The following is a 23,511-nucleotide window of genomic DNA, read 5'->3' as shown; positions in this document are numbered from 1 at the left end:
GTCGTCAGGGCCGGATCAGCGGCGTGACCACCGCACGGATGTCCGGCGGCGCGGGCTGGCTTTTGAACACGTCCGCCACGGTAAAGACGCAGATAAACGTGCCCTCGAAGCACAGCACCTCGTCCTGGTAGCCATCCACGCGGAAGGTGATCGACTTTTCGCCCAGCCGCTGCGGCCACACGTGGCACATCAGCCGATGGCGCGGGGTGACGGGGCTGCGGAAATCCATCGCCAGATTGACGAAAGGCGTGCCGACATTGCGGTCCAGCTCCAACTGGAACCAGCCGTCACCGTCCAGATGCGCCTCCCACCAGGCGTTGATCGCATCCAGCGCAAAGACCGGCAAGCGGCCCGTATAGGCAATACGCGCCGGATCGCAATCGCCCCATGTCACTCGAATTTCATGAACAAAAGGCGAAGGCAGATTTGACACGTCAGTAGGTTTCCACATGATACCGGCCCTCTTCGCGCATCACGTCGCGCAAAGCGGTCCATTGCTGCCCGATACTTTCGGCAATCGAGGTCATGGCGCGTTCCACGCCTTCCTCCATCCCCTTCAGGCCACAGATGTAGATATACGTATTTTCATCCGCCAGCAAATCGGCAACCGCCTCTTCCTCGGCGATCATGCGATCCTGTACATATTCCTTGTTGCCGGTGCGCGAGAACACCAGATGCTGCTTCATCTGCGCTTCGGGCACTTTTTTCAGCGGGCCAAAATAGGGCAGCGAATCCGGTGTGCGCGCGCCAAAGAACATGGTCATCTGCGCCGTGGCCCCGCTGCGCTGGCGCTGCATGGTAAAGGCACGCATAGGCGCCGATCCGGTGCCGGTGCAGATCATCAAAAGCCGCGCCTTTGTGTCATTGGGCATCAGGAATGTCGCACCAAAGGGGCCGGTGACGTCCACGCTGTCGCCTTGCGCCAGATCGCACAGGTAGTTCGACGCCAGCCCCTGCGCCTCGCGTTTTACCGTCAGCGAAATGTTGTGATAGCCCGCGCGTTCACCGTCACGGGGGCTGGAGATGGAATAAAGCCGGGGCAGGTGTGCCTTGCCGTCGGCATCGGTGCCGGGCGGGATGATGCCAACCGACTGTCCCTCGAGCACCGGAAACGGCAGCGCGCCGGGGTCCAGGATGATGTGGCGCACGTCGTGGTCGGGATCGTCGGTCAGGCGATAGTTGCCCTGCACCGTCATCCTGGCCGGTTTGCCAAGGTTGTACATGTTGATTGCCGCCTTGGCCGCGCTGACCGGCGCGCGGGCCTTGCCGCCTGCCCCCTGATGCGCCTCGGCCAGAAGGGCCGCGATGGGGGCGGCCACCGCGTCGTCCCCTTCGGCGGGTGCTGCGGTTTCGATCTCTTGCTGGTCGGGCAGTTCGTCAAATTCGTACTGTTGTTCCAGTGTATAGGGCACATCGACCACACGCCATTCGTCGATCGACCCCGTGGGACAGACCGGAATGCAGTCCATGCAAAAGTTGCACTTGTCCACATCCACCACGACGTTGTTGTCGTCATGTTCAATCGCGCCCACCGGGCAGGTCATCTCGCAGGTATAGCAGCGGATGCAGATCTCGGGGTCGATCAGGTGCTGTTTCAGCGGTTGGTTCATGGGGCACGCCCGTTCAGGATCAGGTCCGGGATCAGCATCGCGTCGATCAGGGCCTGACACAGACCCTCGCAGCCTTTGCAACCGACACAGGGGCCTTGCAATGCCACCACGTCAGCAGCCAGTGCATGGGTTTGCGGCGCATAGGCCACGGTGCGTTTGGTTTGCATGGGTCGTCTCCTGAGCGAAGGGAAAACATGGGCCCGGGCCAAGGTTCCCCCCGCCCCGGGCCCACGTCATTAAGCCATGTGCAGTTTGACGTATTCGAAATCGCCGGGCTTGTTGTCGATGCCAACCTTGGGCGGGGCGATCCACGAGGCATATTGGCCGGGTTCATAGCAAGGCTTCATCAGCGACTGGATATAGTCGCCATCGGCCTTGGTCGGCAGCCATTCGTTCTGACGTTTCGCCCATTCCTCGGACGAGATGATGTTGCCATCGGGGTCCACGGCCACGGCCGAAAACACGCCGATCTGGCGGTGGAACCCTTCGTGCGGCAGCTTCAGTTCAAAGTCGACGCCCGCCTTGGCGATCTGTTTGTTCCAGCGGCCCACGCCACCGGCGGCGTCGCGGACATAATCGTCGCGCAGGCGCATGTTGATGGCGGTCAGGGCGGGGACGTCTTCGGTCACGATCTTGCCGTCCTTGATCGAGGTGACGGGATAGGTGGCATCGGACAGCTTGTGGTCGTCGTCGATCCGCTGCTCCATGTACCGGCCCTTGATACCGCAGTTGAAGGCGTTGGCGGCGTTGGTCGACACCTCTTGACCGAACAGGTCCAGCGACAGCGTATAGTGCAGGTTCAGCTTTTTCTGCATCGTCGGCAGGTCGATGACGCCCAGATCGCGGATCTTGTTGATGTCATAGGGATCGGTAATGCCATGTTTCGCCATCGCCTCAAGCGTCGCCTGAATGGTGCGGCCCACGCCGGTTTCGCCGACGAACATGTGGTGTGCTTCTTCGGTCAGCATGAACCGGCAGGTGCGCGACAGCGGGTCGAAACCCGACTGCGCCAGCGATTCAAGCTGCATCTTGCCGTCGCGGTCGGTGAAATAGGTGAACATGAAGAACGACAGCCAGTCCGGCGTTTCCTCGTTGAACGCCCCCAGCATTCGCGGCGCTTCGTCCGAGCCGGACGAGCGGACCAGCAGATCGTCGGCCTCTTCCCGGCCATCGCGGCCAAAGTATTTTTGCAGCAGATAGACCATGGCCCACAGGTGGCGGCCCTCTTCCACGTTCACCTGGAACAGGTTGCGCATGTCATAAAGCGACGGCGCGGTCAGCCCGAGGAACCGTTGCTGTTCGACCGACCCCGGCTCGGTGTCGCCCTGAATGACGATCAGACGCTTCAGCATGTTGCGGTATTCGCCCGGCACTTCCTGCCAGGCGGGTTCGCCATAGTGTTCGCCCATCGGAATGGTGCGGCCCTCGACCTCGGGGGCCAGCAGGACGCCCCAGCGGTATTCGGGCATTTTCACATAGTCGAACTTGGCCCAGCCCTTGGGGTCCACGCTGACGGCGGTGCGCAGGTAGACCATCGATTCCTGGAAATTCTGCGGGATCAGGTCGTTCCACCAGTTGATGTAACCGGGGTGCCATTTCTCCAGCGCCTTCAGCACCTTCTTGTCCTGGCTCAGCCCCACGTTGTTGGGGATCTGGGTGTCGTAGCTTACGTTGATCAGGTCCATCATCTTCGTTCTCCAATCTGGTGCGGCGCGCTGTCCGTATCGCGGACGGCTGCGCAGGTTCAGTTACACACGTTCCATGTTGTAATCGCCGCGCTTGCCGGTGCCGTAGCGTTGCAGCGCGCCATCTGCACCAACCGCGTTGGGGCGGTTGAAAATCCAGTTCTGCCATGCGGTCAGACGGCCAAAGATGCGGGTTTCCATCGTTTCGGGTCCGGCAAAACGCAGGTTCGCCTCCATCCCTGTCATCGCGTCGGGCGAATAGCTGGCGCGTTCTTCCATGAAGATGCGGATCTCGTCCTCCCAGTCGATGTCGTCCAGGATCATGGTGACAAGGCCCAGTTCTTCGGCCTCTTCGGCTTCAAGCTGTTTGCCTATCGCGGCCTTGGCCTTGTCCACCGCCTCGGGTTCGCCCAGGAAACGGGTTTCCAGACGGGTCAGGTCGTTGGACATCGGCATCGGGCCAAAGTTGGCAGCCGTCAGGGTGATCGTCGCCAAGGGGCGGTTGTCGCCGTCAAATTCGTCTTCCATCATATAGGTGCGGTCGACCGAGAACAGGATTTCCGCCAGAATTCCGGTAAAGCACGACCCGTGTTCCACCAGCGCCACCATGCTGCGCGAGGTCACGTCGATGCGTTTCAGGATACGCTTCCAGTATTTCAACACTTCGTTGGCAAGCCAGTGATCGGCGTGGTCCATCAACAGCGCCTCGTGCGCGGCAAAGCGTTCGGGGTCACCCTGAGAGCGGAACACCAACAGGCCCGCGTCCATCTCGTTCAGGCGCAGATGCAGGATGGCATCGTCCAGCTGCCGCGCCAGACGCAGCATGTAAGCCGCAGCACCCTGTGCGGTGAAAGTGTCCATATCGGCGGGCGCGTCCTCTTCGGGGCCTTTGATCGTGATCGTGGCGCGGCGGGCCTCACGGTCCAGCGCCACCTCGATCAGCTCATAGGACAGGCTGCCATCGTCGGCGATGGTGCGGTCGATGGGTGTCAGGGTGATGCCCTGCGCCACATCTGCCTTGGCCGATGCCTCTGCGAATTCGCGGGCACGTTCCTGCACGGTTTCGTCAAATTTCGAGTTGGCGATCACCTCGTCCACCAGCCGCCAGTCCTGCGCCCGCTTGCCGCGCACGCCTTCCTCTGTGGAACAGAAGATATCGGCGCGGTCGCGGCGCACCTTGCGTTTGTCGGTGACGCGGGTCAGCCCGCCGGTGCCCGGCAGAACCGCCAGCAAGGGCACCTCGGGCAGGGACACCGAGGACGTGCTGTCGTCGGTCAGCATGATATGGTTGCACGCCAGCGCCAGCTCATAGCCGCCGCCTGCGCACGCCCCTTTGACCGCCGCGATGTATTTCTGGCCGCTGTCGGCCTCGGCGGCTTCGAACGTGTTGCGCGTTTCGTTGGTGAATTTGCAGAAGTTCACCTTGTGGCTGTGCGCGGCACCGCCCAGCATGCGAATGTTGGCCCCCGCGCAGAACACCTTGTCCTTGCCCGACTGCATCACCACGACCTTGACCTCGGGGTGTTCGAACCGCATCCGCTGCACCACATCGGCCAGCTCGATGTCCACGCCCAGGTCATAGCTGTTCAGCTTCAACTGGTAGCCGTCGAACAGGCCCGCGTCTTCGTCCACGTCCATGAACAGGTTGGCCACGGGGCCGTCATATTCGACACGCCAGTGGCGGTATTTGCTGGGATCGGTGCGGAAATCAATGATCTTGGTCACGGTGCAAGTGTCCTTTTGGCGGGGTGCAGAACAGGCTGCACTGGCTTCTTGTGTAGTATAATTACAAACTTTCGCTTTCCGAACCAACGATTAGGCGCGATATTGCGTATATATGGCATTATAGTTCACCATCAGCGGCTTCAGCGGCCAGTTCCGCAGCATTCGCGGCCCATTCCAGCAATTCGGTTGGCGTCGCACCGGGAATCGGGCGGCTGGCGCGGCCTGCGACCAGATGTTCCTGCACCATGGCGCACAGACGCAGCGTGGCCTTGGGCCGGCCCATCGCCAGCTTCAGCCGCGCGTTGGCCAGCTGGATCACCGCCTGCACCATGTGTCGTTCGGCGGAGGGATCGGGCAGCGCCAGCCAGACAGCTTCCAGAACCTCGTGGCATTCCCAGAAATATCCGGCGTGCAGATAATCCAGACCGGCCCGCATCGCGGGGCTGTCGAAAGGGTCGGCGTTGACCGTTTTCAGCGGATCGAACCAGCCCTCGGGGTGGCGGGCCGTCTGGCCGGGCACATAGGCGTGCGCCGGCGCAGGGGTGCCGCCGGGCAGCTCAGGCAAGTTCCACCTCGGCCTCTTCCATGCGCTTGAGCCGCGCGCAGAATTCGGTGATGGCGGCGACGGTCTGCTCGGTCGCCTCGCGGTGGGGCGCGTGGCCGACACCATCAAGGACCAGCGTTTCCAGTGGCGAATAGATACGGCTGTCAATCTCGTCGATCTGGGCCATCGTGCCGTAAGGATCGGCCGTGCCCTGCACCGCCAGCACGGGAATACGCCAGTGGTCGATGCTGTCCGCGACATTCCATTTGGCATAGTCGGGATGCGTCCAGATGTCGTGCCAGCCGTAATAGGCGTTGTCGGGATGGGCGTGGTATTTGGCCAGCTTCTGTTTGAGGTCACCGTTTTCATAGGCGTCCCTGGTCGCTGCAATCGCGGCCAGCCCACCCGGCTCGGTAAAGAAATGCGGCGCGATCAGGATCAACCCGCGCACCCGCATGTCGCTGACGCTGCCCGCATATATCGCGGCAATGGTCGCGCCATCCGAATGGCCCAGCAACACGCAGTCCTGCACACCGGCTGCATCCAGCAGCGGCCCCAGCACGTCCACCGCCTCGCGCGTCTGGTAATCCAGCGGGCGCGGCAGGCTGGCGGCGCTGGACTGCCCGTAGCCCGCCCGCGAATAGGCCAGCACGCCAAAGCCTGTCTGATCGGCCAGCGTCTGTGGCAAGTCATGCCATTGCGCCACGCTGCCCAGCCCCTCGTGCAGCATCACCAGCGTGGGTGCATCCCCCGGTGCCGCGCCAAAACAGGCGTATTCCAGCGATGCCCCACCCACTTCGATAAATCCGTTGGTCCAGTCCATCATGCATCCTCTCGCAGTTTGAAACGCTGGATCTTGCCGGTTGCCGTCTTGGGCAATTCATCGACACAGGCGATCCAGCGCGGATATTTCCATTTGCCGATTTTCGTTTTCACATGCTCTTTCAGCGCGGCCTCGATGCCGTCGGGTGACACGCCTGCGTTCAGCACCACGAACGCCTTGGGCTTTTCCAACCCGTCGTCATCGCGCGCGGCGACCACTGCGGCCTCGAGCACATCGGCGTGGCTGATGATGGCGCTTTCCACCTCGAACGGGCTGACCCAGATGCCCGAGACCTTGAACATATCATCAGTGCGCCCGCAGTAGACGAACCGCCCGTCATCGCGGCATTCGTATTTGTCGCCGGTGCGGGTCCAGGTGCCCTCGAACGTGGTGCGCGTCTTGGCGCGCTGGTTCCAATAGCAACTGGCGGCGCTGTCGCCCTGCACCAGCAGTTCGCCCACCTCGCCGGTGGCCACGTCCTGCCCCGCCTCGTCCACCAACCGCACCGCATAGCCCGGCACCGCCACGCCCGAGGTGCCATAGACCACATCACCGGGACGGTTGCTGAGGAAGATGTGCAGCATCTCGGTCGATCCGACACCATCGAGGATCTCGACACCTGTGTGTTTCTCCCAGCGCGTTCCCACATCCTCGGGCAATGCCTCGCCCGCCGAGATACAGCGGCGCAGGGGCGCGCTTGCCGCGCCGTTTTTGTCCATGTAGGCAACCAGCGCGGCGTAGAGTGTCGGAACCCCGCAGAACACGGTGGGCTGTTCGGTGTTCAGAATATCCACGACGCTGTCCGGCGTGGGGCGTCCCGCAAACAGCACGGTGGTCGCACCAACCGCCATCGGAAAGGTCATCGCATTGCCAAGGCCGTAGGCGAAAAAGAACTTGGCTGCCGAGAACACAACATCATCCTCGCGCACGCCCAGCACCTGTGCGCCGTAGGTGTCTGCGGTGGCTTTCAGGCTGGAATGAATGTGGTGCACGCCCTTGGGCTGGCCGGTGGACCCAGAGGAATACAGCCAGAACGCCACCTCGTCCGCATTCGCGTCAAAGGCCACGGTGGGGGCGTCGGCGGTGTCCAGGAATGTCTGATAGGATATGGTGCCGTCAGGTGCTGCACCCCCGATCACGACAACGGTTTTCACGAACGGATTGTCGGCCAGCGCCGGTGCGACCGTGTCATACAGCACATCCGACACGAACAGCGTCGTGGCACGGCTGTCACGCAGGATCGCGTCATAGACCGATGTGGCCAGCAGCGTGTTCAGCGGGACCGGAATGACCCCCGCCTTGAGCGCACCCCAGAAGATTTGCGGGAATTCGATGGTGTCCAGCACCAGCATGGCGACCCGCTGTTCCGGCACCACGCCGTGCGCGGCAAAAGCGGTGGCGACCCGTCCCGAGGCATCGGCCAACGCACCGTAGGTCAGGCTGCGTCCGCTGCCATATTCCCGAAAGGCAACCTTGTCGCCACGCCCCTCTTCAACGTGACGATCAACAAAATAGCTGGCTGCATTCGCGCTGGCTAAGCTGGACATTGACGCTCCTCCCAAAGACATCCCTATTGTGCGCTATCGTGCGCCAATTTCCGGATATCGCAACAGGAGCGCCAACTTTGCGCAACTTAGTGCAAGATTTCACAGGATCGTGACGGTTGCAGGGTCCGCATCATCATAAAGCCGGTCCACCAGACCCGCGCGACGGGCCAGCAATCTGGCAAAGTTGATATTGCCCTTGGCCGTCGCCTCGCCCTCGCCCATGTCGGGCGGGTCCGACAGAATCAGAGCGCGGGTGACGCGTGTGGCAGATCCTGTCGCCTCTGTCGCCCTGACCCGCAAGCGGTCGCGCAGGATGTCGGCCAGCGCGGGGCAGGTACAGGCACCCTTGTCCGCCTCCAGCGTCATCCCGGCCTTGGCGATGGCCGCGCGGTTCGGCACGATCAGGATGCCGATCTGGTCGCGCCCCTGCCCCGTCACCACGATGTCGGCGGCATAGGGGGCCAGCAACGCCAGCATCTCAAGCCGCAGGTTCGCCGCCTGCACCCATGTGCCGGTCATCAGTTTAAAGTCTTCGGACATGCGCCCGTCAAAGCGCAGACCAAGGTTGGGGTCGGCCTCATCGACAAACCGCATCGCATCGCCGGTGATAAAGAACCCCTCGTCGTCGAACGCCTCGGCCGTTTTGGCGGGGTTGTCCAGATAGGCCCGCATGATCGACGGCCCGCTGACCCGCACGTCACAGCGCATGTCGGCGTCAGGCACCAGCTTGACCGTGATCCCCGGCAGGGGCACGCCGACGATACCGGCACCGCGTGCAGGCACCTGTTGCAGCAAGGCCCCCGGTGCGGTTTCGGTCAGCCCCCAGGACGAGGTGATCAGCGGCACGCGGCCGCCGGTCTGGGCGGCCAGCGCCTCCAGCCCGGCCCATGTCTCTTGCGGCAAGGACGCACCGGCGTAAAAGATCATGTCGAGGTCGCGGAAATACGTCTCGCGCAGGGCCGCATCGTTCTGAAGTGCTGTCAGAAGCTGGGCAAAGCCCACAGGCACGTTAAAGCTGACCGTGCCGGACACCAGCGACAGGTTCTCCAGCGTGCGCCCGAACAGCGCGGGAAGCGGTTTGCCATCGTCGATGTACAGGCTGCCGCCGCCCGACAGCACCATGTTGAAATTATGCGAGCCGCCAAAAACGTGGTTCCACGGCAGCCAGTCCACGATCACCGGCGGACGCTGGCGCAGGAACGGCAAGCCTTGGGCGAGCTGGGTCTGGTTGGTGGTCATCATCCGTTGGGTGGTCAGAACCCCCTTGGGGTCCGAGGTAGAGCCTGATGTGAGCAGGATCTTGGCCACCGTATCCGGCCCGACCGCGGCAAAGGCCGCATCGACACCGGCATCGGAATGGGCCAGCAGATCGGCCAGCGGCGTGGCGCCGGTATCGCCCGGATCGGACGCAATCGCAGGACAGTTCGCCCGCGCCAGCCCCGCCGCATAGGCCGCGCCATCGGCGGCAAAAACGCGGGCGGGCTTGACCAGGTTCACCACATAGTCCAGCCGTCCGTGTGCTGCGGGGATCAGCGTGTACTGTTCGGCCACGGGCACCGTCGGCACGCCGACGTAATGCGCCCCCAGCGTCAGCAGCGCGTGGTCGATGCTGTTGCCCGACAGGATCAGCACCGGCGTGTCCGGCCCCATGCCCTGGCCCAGCAGCCACCCCGCAATCGCCCGCGCCTTTTGCCGTGCGCTGGCGTAGCTTTCGCGCCGCCAGCCTGCGCCCGACCGTTCCGCCAGAAACACCGCGTCGGGCGTGGTCTGCGCCCAATGGTCCAGCCAGACGCCGCTGTTGCGTGCCACCTCGCCCAGCGGTGCATCCGCCCGCAGCAGAATGGACCCGTCCGCGCGATCCTCGCGAGTCACGGAATGTGGGGCAAGGATCGGCGTATGGGACATCTGGGAACCTCTAGGGAATCAGGAACAGCGTGATGGCCGGAAAGGCGACAAGGATCGCCACCCTGACGATGTCACTGCCGACAAAGAACATCACCGCCTTGTAGGTCTCGGTGATCGGGGTCGTGCGGTCCATCGCGTTGATGATGAACAGGTTCATCCCCACGGGGGGCGTGATCAGCCCGACCTCGACCACGATCAGCACAAGGATACCGAACCAGATCGCCACATGTTCGGGCGACATGCCGAAATCCATCGCCGAGATGACGGGGAAAAAGATCGGCACCGTCAGCAGGATCATCGACAGGCTGTCCATCACGCAGCCGAAAATCATGTAGAACACCAGAATGATGATCAGCACGACCCACGGGCTGAGGCCCTGCCCCAGCACGTAATCGGCCATGAACTGCGGCACGCCCGACAGCGCCAGAAAGCCGTTGTAGAACCCCGCCCCCAGCACGATGAAAAAGATCATCGCGGTGGTCTTGGCCGTGCCGATCAGCGAATCGCGGAACACCGCCCAGTTCAGGTTGCCCGACACCAGCGCCACCAGCCCGGTGCCCGCGGCCCCCACGGCAGAGCCTTCGGTGGGCGTGAACCAACCCGCGTAAATCCCGCCCACGACAAGGCCAAAGATCAGCAGAACCGGCCATGTCTCGGCCAGAGCCTTCCAGCGTTCGGACATCGGTTGCGGTGCGCGGGTGCCTGCGGAATCGGGGTACAGGCGCACATAGATCGAAATGGTGATGACATAGCCGACCGCTGCCAGAATGCCGGGGATGAACGCGGCCAGAAACAGCTTGGCTATGTTCTGTTCGGTGATGATCGCGTAGATCACCAGAATGACCGAGGGCGGGATCAGGATGCCCAGCGTGCCCCCCGCCGCCAGTGTCGCGGTGGAAAACCCGCCCGAATAGCCATAGCGGCGCAGTTCCGGCAGGGCCACGCGGCTCATGGTGGCGGCGGTGGCCAATGACGACCCGCAGATCGCGCCAAAGCCTGCGCAGGCGCCGACGGCGGCCATGGCCACCCCGCCGCGCCGGTGGCCCAGAAAGCTTTCGGCGGCCTTGAACAGTGCGGTGGACATGCCCGACAGCGTGGCGAACTGGCCCATCAGCAGGAACATCGGGATGATCGTCAGCGAATAGCTGGAAAAGGTCGAATAGGTCTCGGATTTCAGCTTGGCCAGCAGCGGCGTCGGGTTGCCGTTCATGGCGAAATACCAGCCGCCAAAGCCGCACAGCAGCATGGCAAGGCCGATGGGCGCGCGCAAAAAGATCAGCCCCAGCAGGATCGGGAACGACCAGAACCCAAGCTCGATACGGCTGAGGTCGGACAGGGGCAAAAGGTCAAGGAACCATTGCATCGCGGATTATTCCCCTATCTGATCGCTGGGCATGACCGCGCGGCCCAAGGCCACCTCGGCGATGCGGGCACAGGCGCAATACACCGCCGTGATGGATGCGACCGTGGCCGCAACAACGCTGGCGGCATAGCTCCACCAGACGGGAAATTGCAGAAACAGCGTGGTTTCACCGTTGTTCACATAGCGCATCATCCCATCGGCCAGCCGGAAGGTCAGGAACACGATGGTGGCGGCCAGCACGATCTCCCAGAACGCGCGCAACGCCGCCAGCCCACGTGGCGGCAGGGCGGATGTGAACACATCCACCGTCGCGTGACCGGAATAAAGCTGGCAGACCGGAAAAAACGCAAAGATGGCAAAGGCCACGCCTGCCTCAAGCAGCTCGTACGAGCCGTTGATCTCGCCCACGCCTGCATTGATCGCCCAGTTTGACAGCCCCCCAAAAGCGGATTGCGCGATGCCGGTGTGAAACAGCTTGTTCAGACTGCGCCCGATGATCGACAGCGTTGTCAGCACAATCAGTGCACAAAGAACAAGACCACCAAGAACGGCAGTGGCGCGGGCAAGCCAGGTGACCAGGCGTGTCATGAGGACTCCGGGTTGTGGGTGGGGAATACGAGGAAAAGCAGCGACATGTGCCTCCACATGCCGCTGCGCACAGGTCCGATTACTGGCTGTATTTTTCCATCAGCATGGTGGCTTCGTCGATCAGCGCCTGACCGTCGATGCCTTTGCTCTCCATGTCAGCGATCCAGGCGTCATAGACGGGCTGGGCCGCGTCACGCCATGCTTTGGCGTCCTCTTCGGACACGGTCACGATGTTGTTGCCCAAGGCAACTGCCGCTTCGCGCGCCGGTCCATCGGCATCCGCTTGCGTGCCACCGGCAAAGACCGAGAACTCGACGCCGGAGTTGTCGTCGATCACCTTTTTCAGGTCATCAGGCAGCGAGTCGTAGCGGTCCTTGTTCATCGCCAGAACAAAGGTCAGGACGTACAGCGCCTTGCCTTCGAACTCGGTGTGGTTTTTCACCAGTTCCGGCACTTTCAGCGCGCTGGTGACTTCCCACGGGATGGTGGTGCCGTCGATCACGCCCTTGGACAGACCTTCGGACACGGCGGGGACGGGCATCCCAACGGGGGTGGCCCCCAGAACCGACAGATAGTCGTTGATCAGGCGCGACCCGCCGCGGATCTTCAGACCGGCCATATCGGCCGGCACCTTGATCTCGCGGTTGGCGTGGATCATGCCCGGACCATGTACCCAAGTGCCCAGAATATGTACATCTTTGAACTCGGTGTCCTTCATGTGCTCTTCGAACATTTCCCAATAGGCGCGGCTTGCGGCGCGGGCATTGGTCATCATGAAGGGCAGTTCGAACACTTCGGTCGATGGATAGCGACCGGGGGTATAGCCGACAACGGTCCAGACGATGTCCGCGACGCCATCAATTGCCTGATCCATCAGCTCTGGCGGAGTGCCGCCCAGTTGCATCGAAGGATAACGGTCGACCTTGATACGCCCGCCGCTGTCCTTCTCCACATTGTCGGCCCAGACATCCAGCACCAGACGCGGCACGTTGGCCTGCGCTGGCAGGAACTGGTGCAGGCTCAGCGTGACCTCCTGAGCCGACGCGGGTGCCGTTCCCAGCCCCAGCGCCAGCACGGCGGCGCCTGCAAGCGACAGAAATGATTTACGAGTGATGGTCATGGTCGTCCTCCCTAATGACCCGCTCTTGTGGCGGGTCTGACGTGTGTCGTTGCGGCGAATTGGTAGGGCAAGGTCGTTGGGCTGTCACCCAATTTTGTAACCTTTGCCCCCTCCTAAACCAAAGTCACCGATCTGTAATTGTGCACGATAGAACAGATTCCAGTTAAACGGTGATCACAATTTCAGACAGCCCGGCGCAGGACACCCCGAAAGCCTTTGTTTTCATGGCGAATATCGCATGGTCGGGTGCAAGATTTCTGCAAAATAATGCCATATCAACCCACATACAGCGCAAAAATCCCCCTTTGTTGGCGTCGCAATGGCGGCGTATCTGGCGATGTCGTCTGGAAGTCCGCATGCGTCTCTGCGCAAATGCGCGCAACACACGGAACGGAACGTTTATATGCCTTTTACCCTCGCCGACGGCCGCGCCGAGCTGCGCCCCACGGGGTTGATCCTGCTGATCGGGGCAATTGGCGCTGCGGTTGCGAACGGGCTGGGCGCGCCGCTGCCCTTTCTTTTGGGCGCATTGATTCTGGTTGGTGCCTGGTCCGTCTGGCGCAGCGCAGGACAACCCGACACCGCGGCGCGACCCGTGTTGCAAACCATGCGCAAGGCCAGTGTCTCGTTGATTGGTGTCATGATCGGGGCGACGTTTTCGCCGACACTTCTCGAACAGTTGCCGCAACTGTGGCTGTCCGTGCTGGCGGTGGTTCCCTTCGTGGTCTGTACCCATGCCGCCAGCTTTCTGATCTATCGCAGGCTGGCGGGTTTTGATTCCGTGACCGCCTTTTTCGCCGCGATGCCCGGCGGGCTGATCGAAGCGGTGACCCTGGGCGAAGCCGCAGGGGCCGACCCGCGCGTGCTGAGCACCCAGCATTTTGCCCGCGTCGTTCTGGTGATCATCGCCATCCCCACCGCCTATTACCTAGCCACCGGCATCGTGGTCGGAAGCGCGGCGGGGCAAGCGTTTGACGCCACGCCAGCGGGGCTGCTGGACCTGGCGGAAATCGCAGTCCTCTGCGGCATCGGTATCTGGCTGGGCCGTGTGCTGCGCCTGCCTGCATCCTACATGATCGGCCCCATGCTGCTGAGCGCCATTGCCCACGGCAGCGGCGTGCTGGACGTGGCAAGCCCGCGCTGGCTGCTCTCTGCCGCACAACTGGTCATCGGGGCCGGTTTGGGGGTGCTGTTCGCCGGATCGTCCCTGCGCAGCCTCGCGCGGGCGTTTGGCTTTGGCTGTATCAGCGTGGCGGTGATGCTGTCGGTGGCCGTGGGCTTTGCTGCGATTCTGGCGCCATGGTCCAGCCTGCCGTTGATTGCGCTGATCATCAGCCTGGCCCCCGGCGGTGTGACCGAAATGGGCCTCGTCGCACTCAGCCTGGGAATCAGCCCGGTGGCCGTGACGGTCCACCACCTGTTCCGCATCGTGCTGGCGGTCAGCATTGCAGGCTGGGCCCTGCCAAGGTTGCGCAGGCCTGACCAGCAATAGATCGTGGCGCAAGCGGCGGGCCGTCAGTCGGGCCTGCCGCATGGCAATCCGTCAAGTCCCGGGATGTTGGTGAAAGGTGGTGGCGTGGGGGAGACTTGAACTCCCGCACTCAGACTGCCGCGCAAGCGGCGGGCGTCAGTCGGGCCTGCCGCATGGCGATCCGTCAAGTCCCGAGATGTTGGTGAAAGGTGGTGGCGTGGGGGAGACTTGAACTCCCGACCTATCGATTATGAGTCGATCGCTCTAACCAACTGAGCTACCGCGCCATCGGCGTGCGAAGTATGACAGGCACGCGGTCAGGTCAACCCTGAAACGGACGTTATCCTTCGCGAACTGTATCTATCATCAATTGGACGTTGTCCGGGTCGGCATCTGGCGTGATTCCATGGCCCAGATTGAAGATATGCGGCCCATTGGAAAACGCTTTCACAATCGCCCGTGTCTCGTCCACCAGCGCCTGACCGCCCGTCACCATGTGATGCGAGGCGAGATTGCCCTGAACACAGCCATCAACTTGCACATGGGCGGCCGCCCATTCGGGCGCGACCGAATTGTCCAAGGCCACACAGTCCACGCCGGTTGCCTTGGCAAAGCCCACGTATTTCTCGCCCGCCTCACGCGGGAAGCCGATGATCGGAATGCCGGGATGGCGCGCCTTGAGGGCTGCGGTGATCTGGCGGGCCGGCTCAAGGCTGTAGCGTTCGAAATCAGCGCCTTTCAGTGATCCGGCCCAACTGTCGAAAATCTTGACCACTTCGGCACCGGCGTCGATCTGCGTCGACAGGTATTCGATGGTGGCCTGCGTGATCCGCTCCAGCAACGCCTCGAACAGGGTCACATTCTCGGCCTTCAGCGCGTGGGCCGGTCCCTGATCCGGCGTGCCCTTGCCGGCAATCATATAAGTGGCCACGGTCCACGGCGCGCCGGCAAAGCCGATCAGCGTGGTCTCGCGCGGCAATGCTTCGGTCAGCAGGCGCACGGTCTGATAGATCGGCGACAGGGTTTCGTGAATGTCCGACACCGGACCCAGCTTGTCGAAGTCCGCCTGCGTGGTGACCGTGCTGAGGCGCGGACCTTCGCCGGTGACAAACCACAGGTCCGCGCCCAGCGCTTGCGGCACCAGCAGGATGTCGGCAAAGAGGATCGCGGCGTCAAACCCGTAGCGGCGGATCGGCTGCAAGGTCACCTCGCAGGCCAGTTCGGGATTGTAGCACAGCGACAGGAAATCCCCCGCCTGCGCGCGCGTCGCCTTGTACTCGGGCAAATAGCGCCCCGCCTGCCGCATCATCCAGATTGGCGGCACATCCAGCGTCTCGCCTGCAAGTGCGCGCAAAATCGTTTTGTTCCCGGTCATCCGCTGTCCCCTTGTTGTCATGGGGTGAGGTCTATTGGCGCGGGGCACTTGTCAAGTCGGGCCTGCGATGGCAGGACACCGTGACACACCTGTTTCCCAGCCGAAGGCCCGCGTGACGTGACCCTGCCCTCCCCCGACCGCCCTCTGAAAATCGGCACCCGTGGATCGCCGCTGGCGCTGGCGCAGGCTTACGAGACGCGCGACCGGCTGGCGGCGGCCTTTGACCTGCCGCACGCAGCGTTTGAAATCGTGGTGATCAAGGTCACTGGCGACCTGATACAGGACCGTGCGCTGAAAGAGATTGGCGGCAAGGGGCTGTTCACCCGCGAGATCGAACAGGACCTGTCGGCGGCCAAGATCGACATCGCGGTACATTCGATGAAGGACATGCCCACCGAACAGCCCCCCGGCCTGCTGCTGGACACCTACCTGCCGCGCGAGGATGTGCGCGACGCGTTTGTCTCGCTGACCCACAGCGCCATTGCGGATCTGCCGCAGGGGGCCACTGTCGGCACCTCGTCGCTGCGCCGTCGCGCGCAATTGCTGCACCGCCGTCCCGACCTGAATGTGGTCGAGTTTCGCGGCAACGTGCAAACCCGCCTGCGCAAGCTGGACGACGGCGTGGCCGTGGCGACATTTCTGGCCTCTGCCGGCCTGAACCGGCTGAACATGACGGATGTGCCCGCCACCCCCATCGACACGGCCGACATGCTGCCCGCCATTGCCCAAGGCGCCATCGGCATTGAACGCCGCGCAGATGATGCCGCAACCGCGCAGTTGCTGAAGGCCATCCACCACACGCCCACCGGCCAGCGTCTGGCCGCGGAACGCGCCTTTCTCGCCACGCTGGACGGGTCGTGCGAAACCCCCATCGCGGGGCTGGCCGTGCTGGACGGCGACACGCTGACCCTGCGCGGCGAAGTGTTGCGCCCCGACGGGTCCGAAGTGATCAAAGGCACGCGCACCGGGCCCATTGCGGCGGGCGCTGATATGGGCCGTGATCTGGCGCAGGAACTTCTTGCAAGTGCAGGCCCCGACTTCTTCGACTGGCATTAGTCTGGGGCACCAACCCCCTTCATCTTGCCAAATAAACTCCGGGGACGGCGCGCCAGCGCCGGGGGCAGCGCCCCAAAGGCTACGTTGCGTCCCGCTTGACGCAAAGGCCCGGCACGCCCCACGCTGACCCCATGACACCCGGCAAAGCCTATCTGACCAGCGACGAGATTCGCCCCCTTGCCCGACGCTCGAACCTGATGGGCGCGTGGTTGGTGGCGCATTGCTGGGGCACGATTGCGCTGGCGATCGGTCTGTTTGCGCTGTGGCCAAATCCGGTGACGTTCCTGCTGGCGGTGGTGCTGATCGGGTCGCGGCAGTTGGGGCTGGCGATCCTGATGCACGAGGCCGCGCACAGCGCGCTGTTCAAGTCGCGCAAGTTGAACGACTGGGTTGGCGAATGGCTGTGCGGCTGGCCGATCATGGCCGATTTGCACGCCTACCGGCACTATCACCTGACGCATCACCGGTTTACGCAGACCGACAAGGACCCCGATCTGGTCCTCAGCGAGAAGTTTCCGACCAGCCACGCGTCGATGCGGCGCAAGTTCCTGCGGGATCTGACGGGACAGACGGGCATCAAGCAACTGGCGGGACAGATCATGATGTTCGTCCGGCTTGCGGGCGACGACGACGCCATGGACGCGGCCAAATCGAAATCGGCGCAGGCGTTCAAGTCCAACACGCTGGGCCGCGCCCTTCCGGTGTCATTGGGCATCATCGTTGCCATCGGCCTGATCGGGGAGTGGTGGTGGGGGCTGGCGTTCTGGCTGTTGCCTTACCTGACGTGGTTCCAGTTCGTCCTGCGCGTGCGCAACATTGCCGAACATGGCGCGGTCGAGCGGTCGGAGAATCCGCTGCAAAATGTCCGCACCACCCATGCGGGGCCTGTCGCCCGCGCGCTGGTGGCGCCCTATTACGTGAACTATCATCTGGAGCATCACATGGTGATGCATGTGCCCTGCTGGCAATTGCCAAAGATGCACGCTCTGCTGATCGACAAGGGGCTGGGTGACAGGATGCGCACCGCCCCCAGCTACCGCGCCGCGATGATGGAAGCGGGCTGGCGCAGTGCGCCGCCGCAGTCAGCTTAAGCCCGTTTCAGACCCATTTGGCCAACGGTGGAAGGCTCATCAGCACCGCGTTGGCGTCGTGGCCGGTTTCCAGCCCGAATTTTGTCCCGCGGTCATAAACCAGGTTGTATTCGGCATAGAGGCCACGGTGCACCAGTTGTGCGTCCTTGTCGGCGTCGTCCCACGGCATCACCCGCCGCGCCGCCACCAGCGGCACAAAGGCCGGCAGGAAGGCACGCCCGATGTCCTGGGTCAGGGCGAAATCCGCGTCCCAATCGCCCGTCGAATGATCGTCCATAAAGATACCGCCGACGCCCCGCGCCCGCTTGCGGTGGGGGATGTAGAAATAGTCATCCGCCCATGCCTTCAGACGCGGGTACAGGTCGCTGCCATGCGGGTCCAGATGCGCCTGTTGGGTTGCATGAAAATGCGCCGTGTCCTGGACATATTCAATGCAGGGGTTCAGGTCGGACCCGCCGCCGAACCACCATGCGTGCGGGGTCCAGAACATGCGGGTGTTCATGTGGACCGCAGGCGCATGCGGGTTCTGCATATGGGCGACCAGACTGATGCCCGACGCCCAAAAGCGCGGATCGTCCTTCATCCCCGGAATGCCCTTGCGTGCCGCCATGGCATGTTGCGCGCGTTCGCCCAGCGTGCCGTAGACGGTCGAGACATTCACGCCAACCTTTTCGAACACGCGCCCGCCGCGCATCACGCTCATCAGTCCGCCGCCTGCGTCCGAACCATCGTCCGACGCGCGTTTGGTTTCGGTCACCTCGAAGGCACCGGGAGCTGCATCGGACAGCGGGCCGGTGTCGTGGCTTTGCTCGAGCCCCTCGAATGCGGCCACGATCTCGTCGCGCAGGCTGCGGAACCATGCGCTGGCTTGGGCCTTTTGGGCGGTGAACTCTTCCGTCATGTAGATACCTTAGTGTGCCGGTGCGCGGACCGGGTCCAACAGGCTGCGCCCGCCGTCCACGGTGATCGTCTCGCCGGTGATGAACCCTGCGCCTTCGGATGCCAGGAACTGCACCGCATCCACCAATTCGCTGGGGCTGGCGATCCGTTCCAACGGGGTGTGGTTTTCGATGTCCTCGCGCCATTCACGGTGGTCCATGATCGACGACTTGAGCGAGGCGGACATGACCGAGCCGAACGCCACGGCGTTGACGCGGATGCGGTCATGCGCCAGCGCCAGCGCCATCGACCGCGTCATCTGTTCCAGCGCTGCCGAGGCGATGGAATAGCCCAACAGCTCGGGGCGGGTGTGGCGGGCGGCGATGGACGACAGGTTGATGATCGAGCCAACCTGCCCCTCGGTCTGCCCTTCGGCCTGTTTGATCATGCGTCGCGCAACCTGCTGGGTCAGGCGCAACGAGGTCATCAGGTTTTGCTCCAACAGGGTTTCCACGCTGGTGTCTTCGATATCCAGCGCATCCGTTGGCATCACCTGGCGCGAGGCATTGACCAGGATGTCGACGCCGTCAAAGGCGTCGATGGTCGCCGAGACAAGGTTGGCGATGGTCAGACGCTGGCGCAGGTCGCCGGCAAAGTAACGTATCTTGCCCTCGTCCGTCTTGTCACCCAACTGCTGGATCAGCGCCTTTTCATCCATGTCGGCGCACATCACGTTGGCGCCCTTGTCGGCGAACTGTCGTGCGATGGCCAGGCCGATGCCGTTGGCCGCCCCTGTCACAATCGCCGTCTTGCCTGAAATCGAAAATGACATCGCCTGATCCTTATGTCCTGCGTCTGGGCTTGGTCGCCCGCGTCAATTTGAACCGTCCGTCGCCGCCCATGTCTTCGACGCGGGCAAACTGTTGTTCCAGCGCCGTCTCGTAAGGCAGATGGCGGTTCGCAACCATCCACAAGCTGCCTTGCGGGGTCAACACCCGTGCTGCCGCCGCCACGAAGGCCTGTCCCAGCGACGGGTCGGCATTGCGCGTGGTGTGAAAGGGCGGGTTCATCACAACCGTGTCGATGCGCCCGTCAGGTGTCCAGCGCGTCGCGTCCGCCCAATGATACTGGGCGCGCGGGTCGGTCACGTTGCGTTTGGCACATTCCAGCGCAAGGTGGTGCGCCTCGACCAGATGCACGGCCTGCACATCACTGCGGGTCAGGATGTGCGCCGCGAGAAAGCCCCAGCCCGCCCCCAGATCGGCAACCTGTTTGCCCAGCTTTTCGGGCAAGGCCGCCGCCAGCATTTCAGAGGCCGGGTCGATGCCATCGGCCGAGAACACCCCCGGAGCGGTCCAGAACCCGCCGTCTGTCAGCGCGGGACCTTGCGCCCAATCCGCGAACGCATCCGAGGATTTCATCCAAAAAAGCTTGCCATGTGCCTTGTTGATGGCCTCAGTCACCTCGGTGCGCTTGCGCGTGTCCTTGCGGATGCTGTCGATGCCGTCGGTTTTCTGACCGTCGATCACGACCGGACCATCCGTTACGGCGCAGGCCTGCGCAATCAGCACATGCGCCTCGGACTTGGCGCGCGGCACACAGACCACGGCGGCGTCATAGCGTCCCTCGGGGGCCGTCCGGCAGGTCAGACCCATGCTTTCGAAATAGTCATGAACGGGGCGCAGGGGTGAGATGACCTCGCAGCCTGCGAGCGCGCCCAGATCTGCGCCGACAGCGGGTGCGAAAACGGCGATGCGCCCGGACGCGTCGAAACCCGCCTCGACCGCCAAGGGCAACCGCGCGCCGATCATGGCGCAACCTGTCGGAATGTCATCAAAACCTCATCACGCTTCCCTGTCAGGGAAACGCATCCATGACTGTGCGAACACATCGCGCTCAGTCTTCTTTTTCCATGGTGCATTGCAGCGGATGCTGGTGACGCCGGGCGAAATCCATGACCTGCGCCACTTTCGTCTCGGCAATCTCGTGGCTAAAGACACCGACGACGGCCAGTCCCTTTTTGTGGACGGTCAGCATGATCTCGAACGCCTGCGCGTGGTTCAGGCCAAAGAACCGTTCCAGCACCAGCACGACGAATTCCATTGGCGTGTAGTCGTCGTTCAGCAACATCACCTTGTACAACGGCGGCCGCTTTGTTTTCGGCTTGGTTTCGGTGATGACAGAGCTGTCGCCCTCATCGTCCCCTTTGCCCGCCATCATATGCGCCTGTCCGAGTTTCAAAGCCGTCACCCAAATCTGTTGTCAGTCTCTGTTGCCTCTATATAACGTCCATGCGCCCCATGAAAAGAGGCAGTCCCGGCTATGGCTCAAACCTTAACGACTATTGCCTTCGATGCGGACGATACGCTGTGGCACAACGAGCGTTTTTTCAAGCTGACGCAAGAGCGGTTCGCGGAGCTGCTGGCCCCGTACACCGATGGCGATGCGCTGATGTCGCGGCTGCTGGAGGCCGAGCGGCGCAACATCCGGCACTATGGGTTTGGCATCAAGGGTTTCATGCTGTCTATGATCGAGACGGCACTTGACGTCACCGACAACGCCGTGCCCGGCGCCGTCATTGCCGAGTTGATCGCCGCAGGACAGGATATGCTACAGCATCCCGTCGACCTGCTGCCCCATGCCGCCGAGGCGTTGCGCGCAGCACAGGCCATTGGTCCGGTGCTTTTGATCACCAAGGGCGATTTGCTGGACCAGGAACGCAAGATCGCCCAATCGGGGCTGGGCGATGTATTCGATGCGGTGCAGATCGTGTCGGCCAAGACGCCCGAAACCTATGCCCGCATTTTCGACGCCTACGATGGTGCGGCGCGCGGCATGATGATTGGCAATTCGATGGCGTCTGACGTCCGCCCCATGCTGGAAGCGGGCGGTTGGGGCGTGCATGTGCCGCACGATTTGCTGTGGGATCTGGAACACGCCGAGCGCCCGGAAGATCATCCCCGATTCCACGAGATCCCCGATCTGGGTGCGCTGCCTGACCTGCTTTCGCGCACAGGCTGATTTTCGCCGCCTGACTGCCACATTCCGAACACATTACTTGGTGTGGACACGCTTGACGGATCAACCCCTACATATGGCAGAAAGCCGTCGGCGGATTTCCAGTTTCCCCTTTATTATAAGGGTTTATTACAAATTCAACCTATGCTACCCTTTACTTAATAAATCGGTCACTCGAACAAATCGGGGGCCACGAGGCAGATAAAAGGCAGGTTTCCAGTGAAGGTTCGGCGCGCTCAGCCGGCCCGTTTCGGGCTATTTCTTTTCGTCGCATTCTGGATGCTGGTGGTTCTTCCGCTCAGCGCCATTGCTGCGCCCTATGCCGCTTATGTGATCGACGCCCGCACGGGCGAGGTCCTGCACGAGCAGAACGCCAACGCGCGCCTGCATCCTGCGTCGCTGACCAAGATGATGACCCTTTATATCGCCTTTGAGGCCGTCGAGAAGGGCGAGATTTCGATGGACACGATGGTGACCGTCTCGAAGAAAGCCGCCTCGGAAGAGCCGTCCAAACTGGGTCTGCGTCCGGGGCAAAAGATCAAGCTGCGCTATCTGGTGCGCGCCGCTGCGGTGAAATCCGCAAACGATGCCGCCACCGCAATCGGCGAGGCCATCAGCGGATCAGAGGCCGCATTTGCCCGCCGTATGAACCGCACGGCCAAAGCAATGGGCATGACCCGCACCACCTTCAAGAACGCCAACGGTCTGACCGAGGAGGGCCACCTGAGCACGGCCCACGACATGACCGTTCTGGGCCGTCACCTGCTGTATGACTTTCCGCAATACTACAACCTGTTCTCGCGCACCTCGGCGGATGCGGGCGGCAAGACCGTCTATCACACCAACCGCCGTTTTCTGGCGTCCTACAAGGGTGCCGACGGGATCAAGACCGGCTACACCCGCGCCGCGGGGTTCAACCTGACAGCTTCGGCGCAACGTGGAAACGAACGCGTCATTGCAACCGTGTTTGGCGGCAAGTCCACAGCGTCGCGCAACGCCAAGGTTGCCGAACTGATGGATCTTGGCTTTCGCCGCGCGCCCAGCAACGCGCCTGTCCGCAAACCTTCCACGCCCGCCTATACCGATGAACCCGTCGTGGTCGCCAGCAATGGCGAGACCCCGCAGGGCGCGGGCAAGACCATTCGCGTCACAGGTGCCGTCACCCGCAGCCTGCGCCCCTCCCTGCGCCCCGGCGAGACGCCGCAGCCGGTTCTGGTGGCCCAGGCCCCGCCACCGCCTGCCGTGTCACCCAACGACATCGCCGCCGCGCTGGTCGAGGCACAGGCCGCAGCGATTGCCGACGCCAAACCCGTCACCGTGGCCAAGGCTGCACCCAAGTCGACTTCGGTGCGCCCCGAAGCGCGCCCCGAAGACGTGGTTCTGGCCAGCGTCGACACCTCAGCCGCCGCCACAAAGGCCGTCGCTGCCGAGACAGAGCCCGAAGTCGTCACCCGCCTGTCCACCTCGGGCGGGCACCATTGGGGTGTGAACGTGGGCCGTTACCCCAGCCACTATGCGGCGGAGAAGGTATTGCTGAAAACCGCCCTGTCGGAAATGGCCACGCTGGACGGCGCGCTGCGCAAGGTCGTGCGTCGCCCCCAAGGTTACGAGGCGCATTTCGTTGGCATGACCCGCGACACCGCCGATTTGGCCTGTCGCAGGCTGCAAGCCCGCAACGTCACCTGCTTTATGGTCGGCCCCTCGTCCTAGA

General features: G+C 62.8%; 22 protein-coding genes and 1 tRNA gene. 5 read left to right on the top strand and 18 right to left on the bottom strand.

Going from position 1 to position 23,511, the window contains the following annotated elements; all coding sequences use genetic code 11:
• Positions 1-4: 4 nt before the first annotated feature.
• From BUC08_RS08420 to BUC08_RS08370, 12 genes are all read right to left on the bottom strand, one after another.
• Positions 5-451 (bottom strand): acyl-CoA thioesterase, encoded by a 447-nt coding sequence (locus BUC08_RS08420; protein WP_037927949.1) that lies wholly within the window; start codon positions 449-451, stop codon positions 5-7.
• Positions 435-1,610, bottom strand: coding sequence for a benzoyl-CoA 2,3-epoxidase subunit BoxA (gene boxA / locus BUC08_RS08415; RefSeq protein WP_037927947.1), 1,176 nt, complete (start codon positions 1,608-1,610; stop codon positions 435-437). Before boxA ends, BUC08_RS08420 begins: the two co-directional genes overlap by 17 nt.
• Complete coding sequence (locus BUC08_RS24775; RefSeq protein ID WP_169741852.1) at positions 1,607-1,777, bottom strand: hypothetical protein; 171 nt, start codon at positions 1,775-1,777, stop codon at positions 1,607-1,609. The genes boxA and BUC08_RS24775 overlap by 4 nt, the downstream gene beginning before the upstream one ends.
• Positions 1,778-1,846: 69 nt before the next feature.
• Positions 1,847-3,298: a benzoyl-CoA 2,3-epoxidase subunit BoxB gene (boxB, locus tag BUC08_RS08410; protein WP_037927944.1), complete on the bottom strand. Its 1,452-nt coding sequence runs from the start codon at positions 3,296-3,298 to the stop codon at positions 1,847-1,849.
• 60 nt (positions 3,299-3,358) lie between these two features.
• The gene (gene boxC / locus BUC08_RS08405; protein ID WP_037927942.1) at positions 3,359-5,020 is read right to left on the bottom strand and encodes a 2,3-epoxybenzoyl-CoA dihydrolase; all 1,662 of its coding nucleotides are present in this window, start codon (positions 5,018-5,020) and stop codon (positions 3,359-3,361) included.
• A 118-nt stretch (positions 5,021-5,138) separates the two neighbouring features.
• Positions 5,139-5,585 carry a DUF309 domain-containing protein gene (locus BUC08_RS08400; RefSeq protein WP_037927939.1) on the bottom strand — a complete coding sequence of 149 codons (447 nt, stop codon included), beginning with the start codon at positions 5,583-5,585 and terminating at the stop codon, positions 5,139-5,141.
• Positions 5,578-6,387, bottom strand: coding sequence for an alpha/beta fold hydrolase (locus tag BUC08_RS08395; RefSeq protein WP_318173650.1), 810 nt, complete (start codon positions 6,385-6,387; stop codon positions 5,578-5,580). Before BUC08_RS08395 ends, BUC08_RS08400 begins: the two co-directional genes overlap by 8 nt.
• Positions 6,387-7,934 (bottom strand): benzoate-CoA ligase family protein, encoded by a 1,548-nt coding sequence (locus BUC08_RS08390; protein ID WP_037927935.1) that lies wholly within the window; start codon positions 7,932-7,934, stop codon positions 6,387-6,389. The genes BUC08_RS08395 and BUC08_RS08390 overlap by 1 nt, the downstream gene beginning before the upstream one ends.
• A 99-nt stretch (positions 7,935-8,033) precedes the next feature.
• Entirely contained in the window at positions 8,034-9,839 is a 1,806-nt protein-coding gene (locus BUC08_RS08385; protein WP_037927932.1) for a feruloyl-CoA synthase, read from the bottom strand.
• Between the two features lie 10 nt (positions 9,840-9,849).
• Positions 9,850-11,202, bottom strand: a complete 1,353-nt coding sequence (locus BUC08_RS08380) for a TRAP transporter large permease (RefSeq protein WP_051694518.1) — start codon at positions 11,200-11,202, stop codon at positions 9,850-9,852.
• A gap of 6 nt (positions 11,203-11,208) precedes the next feature.
• Positions 11,209-11,790, bottom strand: coding sequence for a TRAP transporter small permease (locus tag BUC08_RS08375; RefSeq protein WP_037927929.1), 582 nt, complete (start codon positions 11,788-11,790; stop codon positions 11,209-11,211).
• A 79-nt stretch (positions 11,791-11,869) separates the two neighbouring features.
• A complete protein-coding gene (locus tag BUC08_RS08370; RefSeq protein ID WP_037927924.1) occupies positions 11,870-12,910 on the bottom strand; it encodes a TRAP transporter substrate-binding protein in 1,041 nt (346 codons plus the stop codon).
• A gap of 403 nt (positions 12,911-13,313) precedes the next feature.
• On the opposite strand from BUC08_RS08370, the gene BUC08_RS08365 reads away from it, so the two are divergent.
• Positions 13,314-14,402: an AbrB family transcriptional regulator gene (locus BUC08_RS08365; RefSeq protein ID WP_051694515.1), complete on the top strand. Its 1,089-nt coding sequence runs from the start codon at positions 13,314-13,316 to the stop codon at positions 14,400-14,402.
• 189 nt (positions 14,403-14,591) lie between these two features.
• Here the strand turns inward: BUC08_RS08365 and BUC08_RS08360 are convergent.
• Together BUC08_RS08360 and hemE are read right to left on the bottom strand one after the other, a co-directional pair.
• A tRNA-Met gene (locus tag BUC08_RS08360) sits at positions 14,592-14,668 on the bottom strand.
• A 53-nt stretch (positions 14,669-14,721) separates the two neighbouring features.
• Positions 14,722-15,756 carry a uroporphyrinogen decarboxylase gene (gene hemE / locus BUC08_RS08355; RefSeq protein ID WP_037927921.1) on the bottom strand — a complete coding sequence of 345 codons (1,035 nt, stop codon included), beginning with the start codon at positions 15,754-15,756 and terminating at the stop codon, positions 14,722-14,724.
• A gap of 117 nt (positions 15,757-15,873) precedes the next feature.
• On the opposite strand from hemE, the gene hemC reads away from it, so the two are divergent.
• Together hemC and BUC08_RS08345 are read left to right on the top strand one after the other, a co-directional pair.
• Complete coding sequence (hemC, locus tag BUC08_RS08350; protein WP_037927918.1) at positions 15,874-16,812, top strand: hydroxymethylbilane synthase; 939 nt, start codon at positions 15,874-15,876, stop codon at positions 16,810-16,812.
• A gap of 131 nt (positions 16,813-16,943) precedes the next feature.
• The gene (locus BUC08_RS08345; RefSeq protein WP_037927912.1) at positions 16,944-17,903 is read left to right on the top strand and encodes a fatty acid desaturase family protein; all 960 of its coding nucleotides are present in this window, start codon (positions 16,944-16,946) and stop codon (positions 17,901-17,903) included.
• 7 nt (positions 17,904-17,910) lie between these two features.
• Here the strand turns inward: BUC08_RS08345 and hemF are convergent, their stop codons facing one another.
• The 4 genes from hemF to clpS form a co-directional block, all read right to left on the bottom strand.
• Positions 17,911-18,804: an oxygen-dependent coproporphyrinogen oxidase gene (gene hemF, locus BUC08_RS08340; RefSeq protein ID WP_037927910.1), complete on the bottom strand. Its 894-nt coding sequence runs from the start codon at positions 18,802-18,804 to the stop codon at positions 17,911-17,913.
• A gap of 9 nt (positions 18,805-18,813) precedes the next feature.
• A complete protein-coding gene (locus BUC08_RS08335) occupies positions 18,814-19,614 on the bottom strand; it encodes an SDR family NAD(P)-dependent oxidoreductase (RefSeq protein WP_037927906.1) in 801 nt (266 codons plus the stop codon).
• 10 nt (positions 19,615-19,624) lie between these two features.
• Complete coding sequence (locus BUC08_RS08330; RefSeq protein ID WP_037927903.1) at positions 19,625-20,593, bottom strand: class I SAM-dependent methyltransferase; 969 nt, start codon at positions 20,591-20,593, stop codon at positions 19,625-19,627.
• Between the two features lie 85 nt (positions 20,594-20,678).
• Positions 20,679-21,002: an ATP-dependent Clp protease adapter ClpS gene (clpS, locus tag BUC08_RS08325; RefSeq protein WP_037915897.1), complete on the bottom strand. Its 324-nt coding sequence runs from the start codon at positions 21,000-21,002 to the stop codon at positions 20,679-20,681.
• Positions 21,003-21,104: 102 nt separating this feature from the next.
• On the opposite strand from clpS, the gene BUC08_RS08320 reads away from it, so the two are divergent.
• Both BUC08_RS08320 and BUC08_RS08315 read left to right on the top strand, forming a co-directional pair.
• The gene (locus BUC08_RS08320; RefSeq protein ID WP_037927900.1) at positions 21,105-21,803 is read left to right on the top strand and encodes an HAD family hydrolase; all 699 of its coding nucleotides are present in this window, start codon (positions 21,105-21,107) and stop codon (positions 21,801-21,803) included.
• Positions 21,804-22,079: 276 nt separating this feature from the next.
• Positions 22,080-23,510, top strand: a complete 1,431-nt coding sequence (locus tag BUC08_RS08315; RefSeq protein WP_081855423.1) for a D-alanyl-D-alanine carboxypeptidase family protein — start codon at positions 22,080-22,082, stop codon at positions 23,508-23,510.
• Position 23,511: the final 1 nt, after the last annotated feature.

This window comes from Pseudosulfitobacter pseudonitzschiae (genome assembly GCF_900129395.1).
Lineage (GTDB): Bacteria > Pseudomonadota > Alphaproteobacteria > Rhodobacterales > Rhodobacteraceae > Pseudosulfitobacter > Pseudosulfitobacter pseudonitzschiae.
Note: the sequence above shows the minus strand (reverse complement) of the source record. Positions and strands in the feature narration are given on the sequence as shown.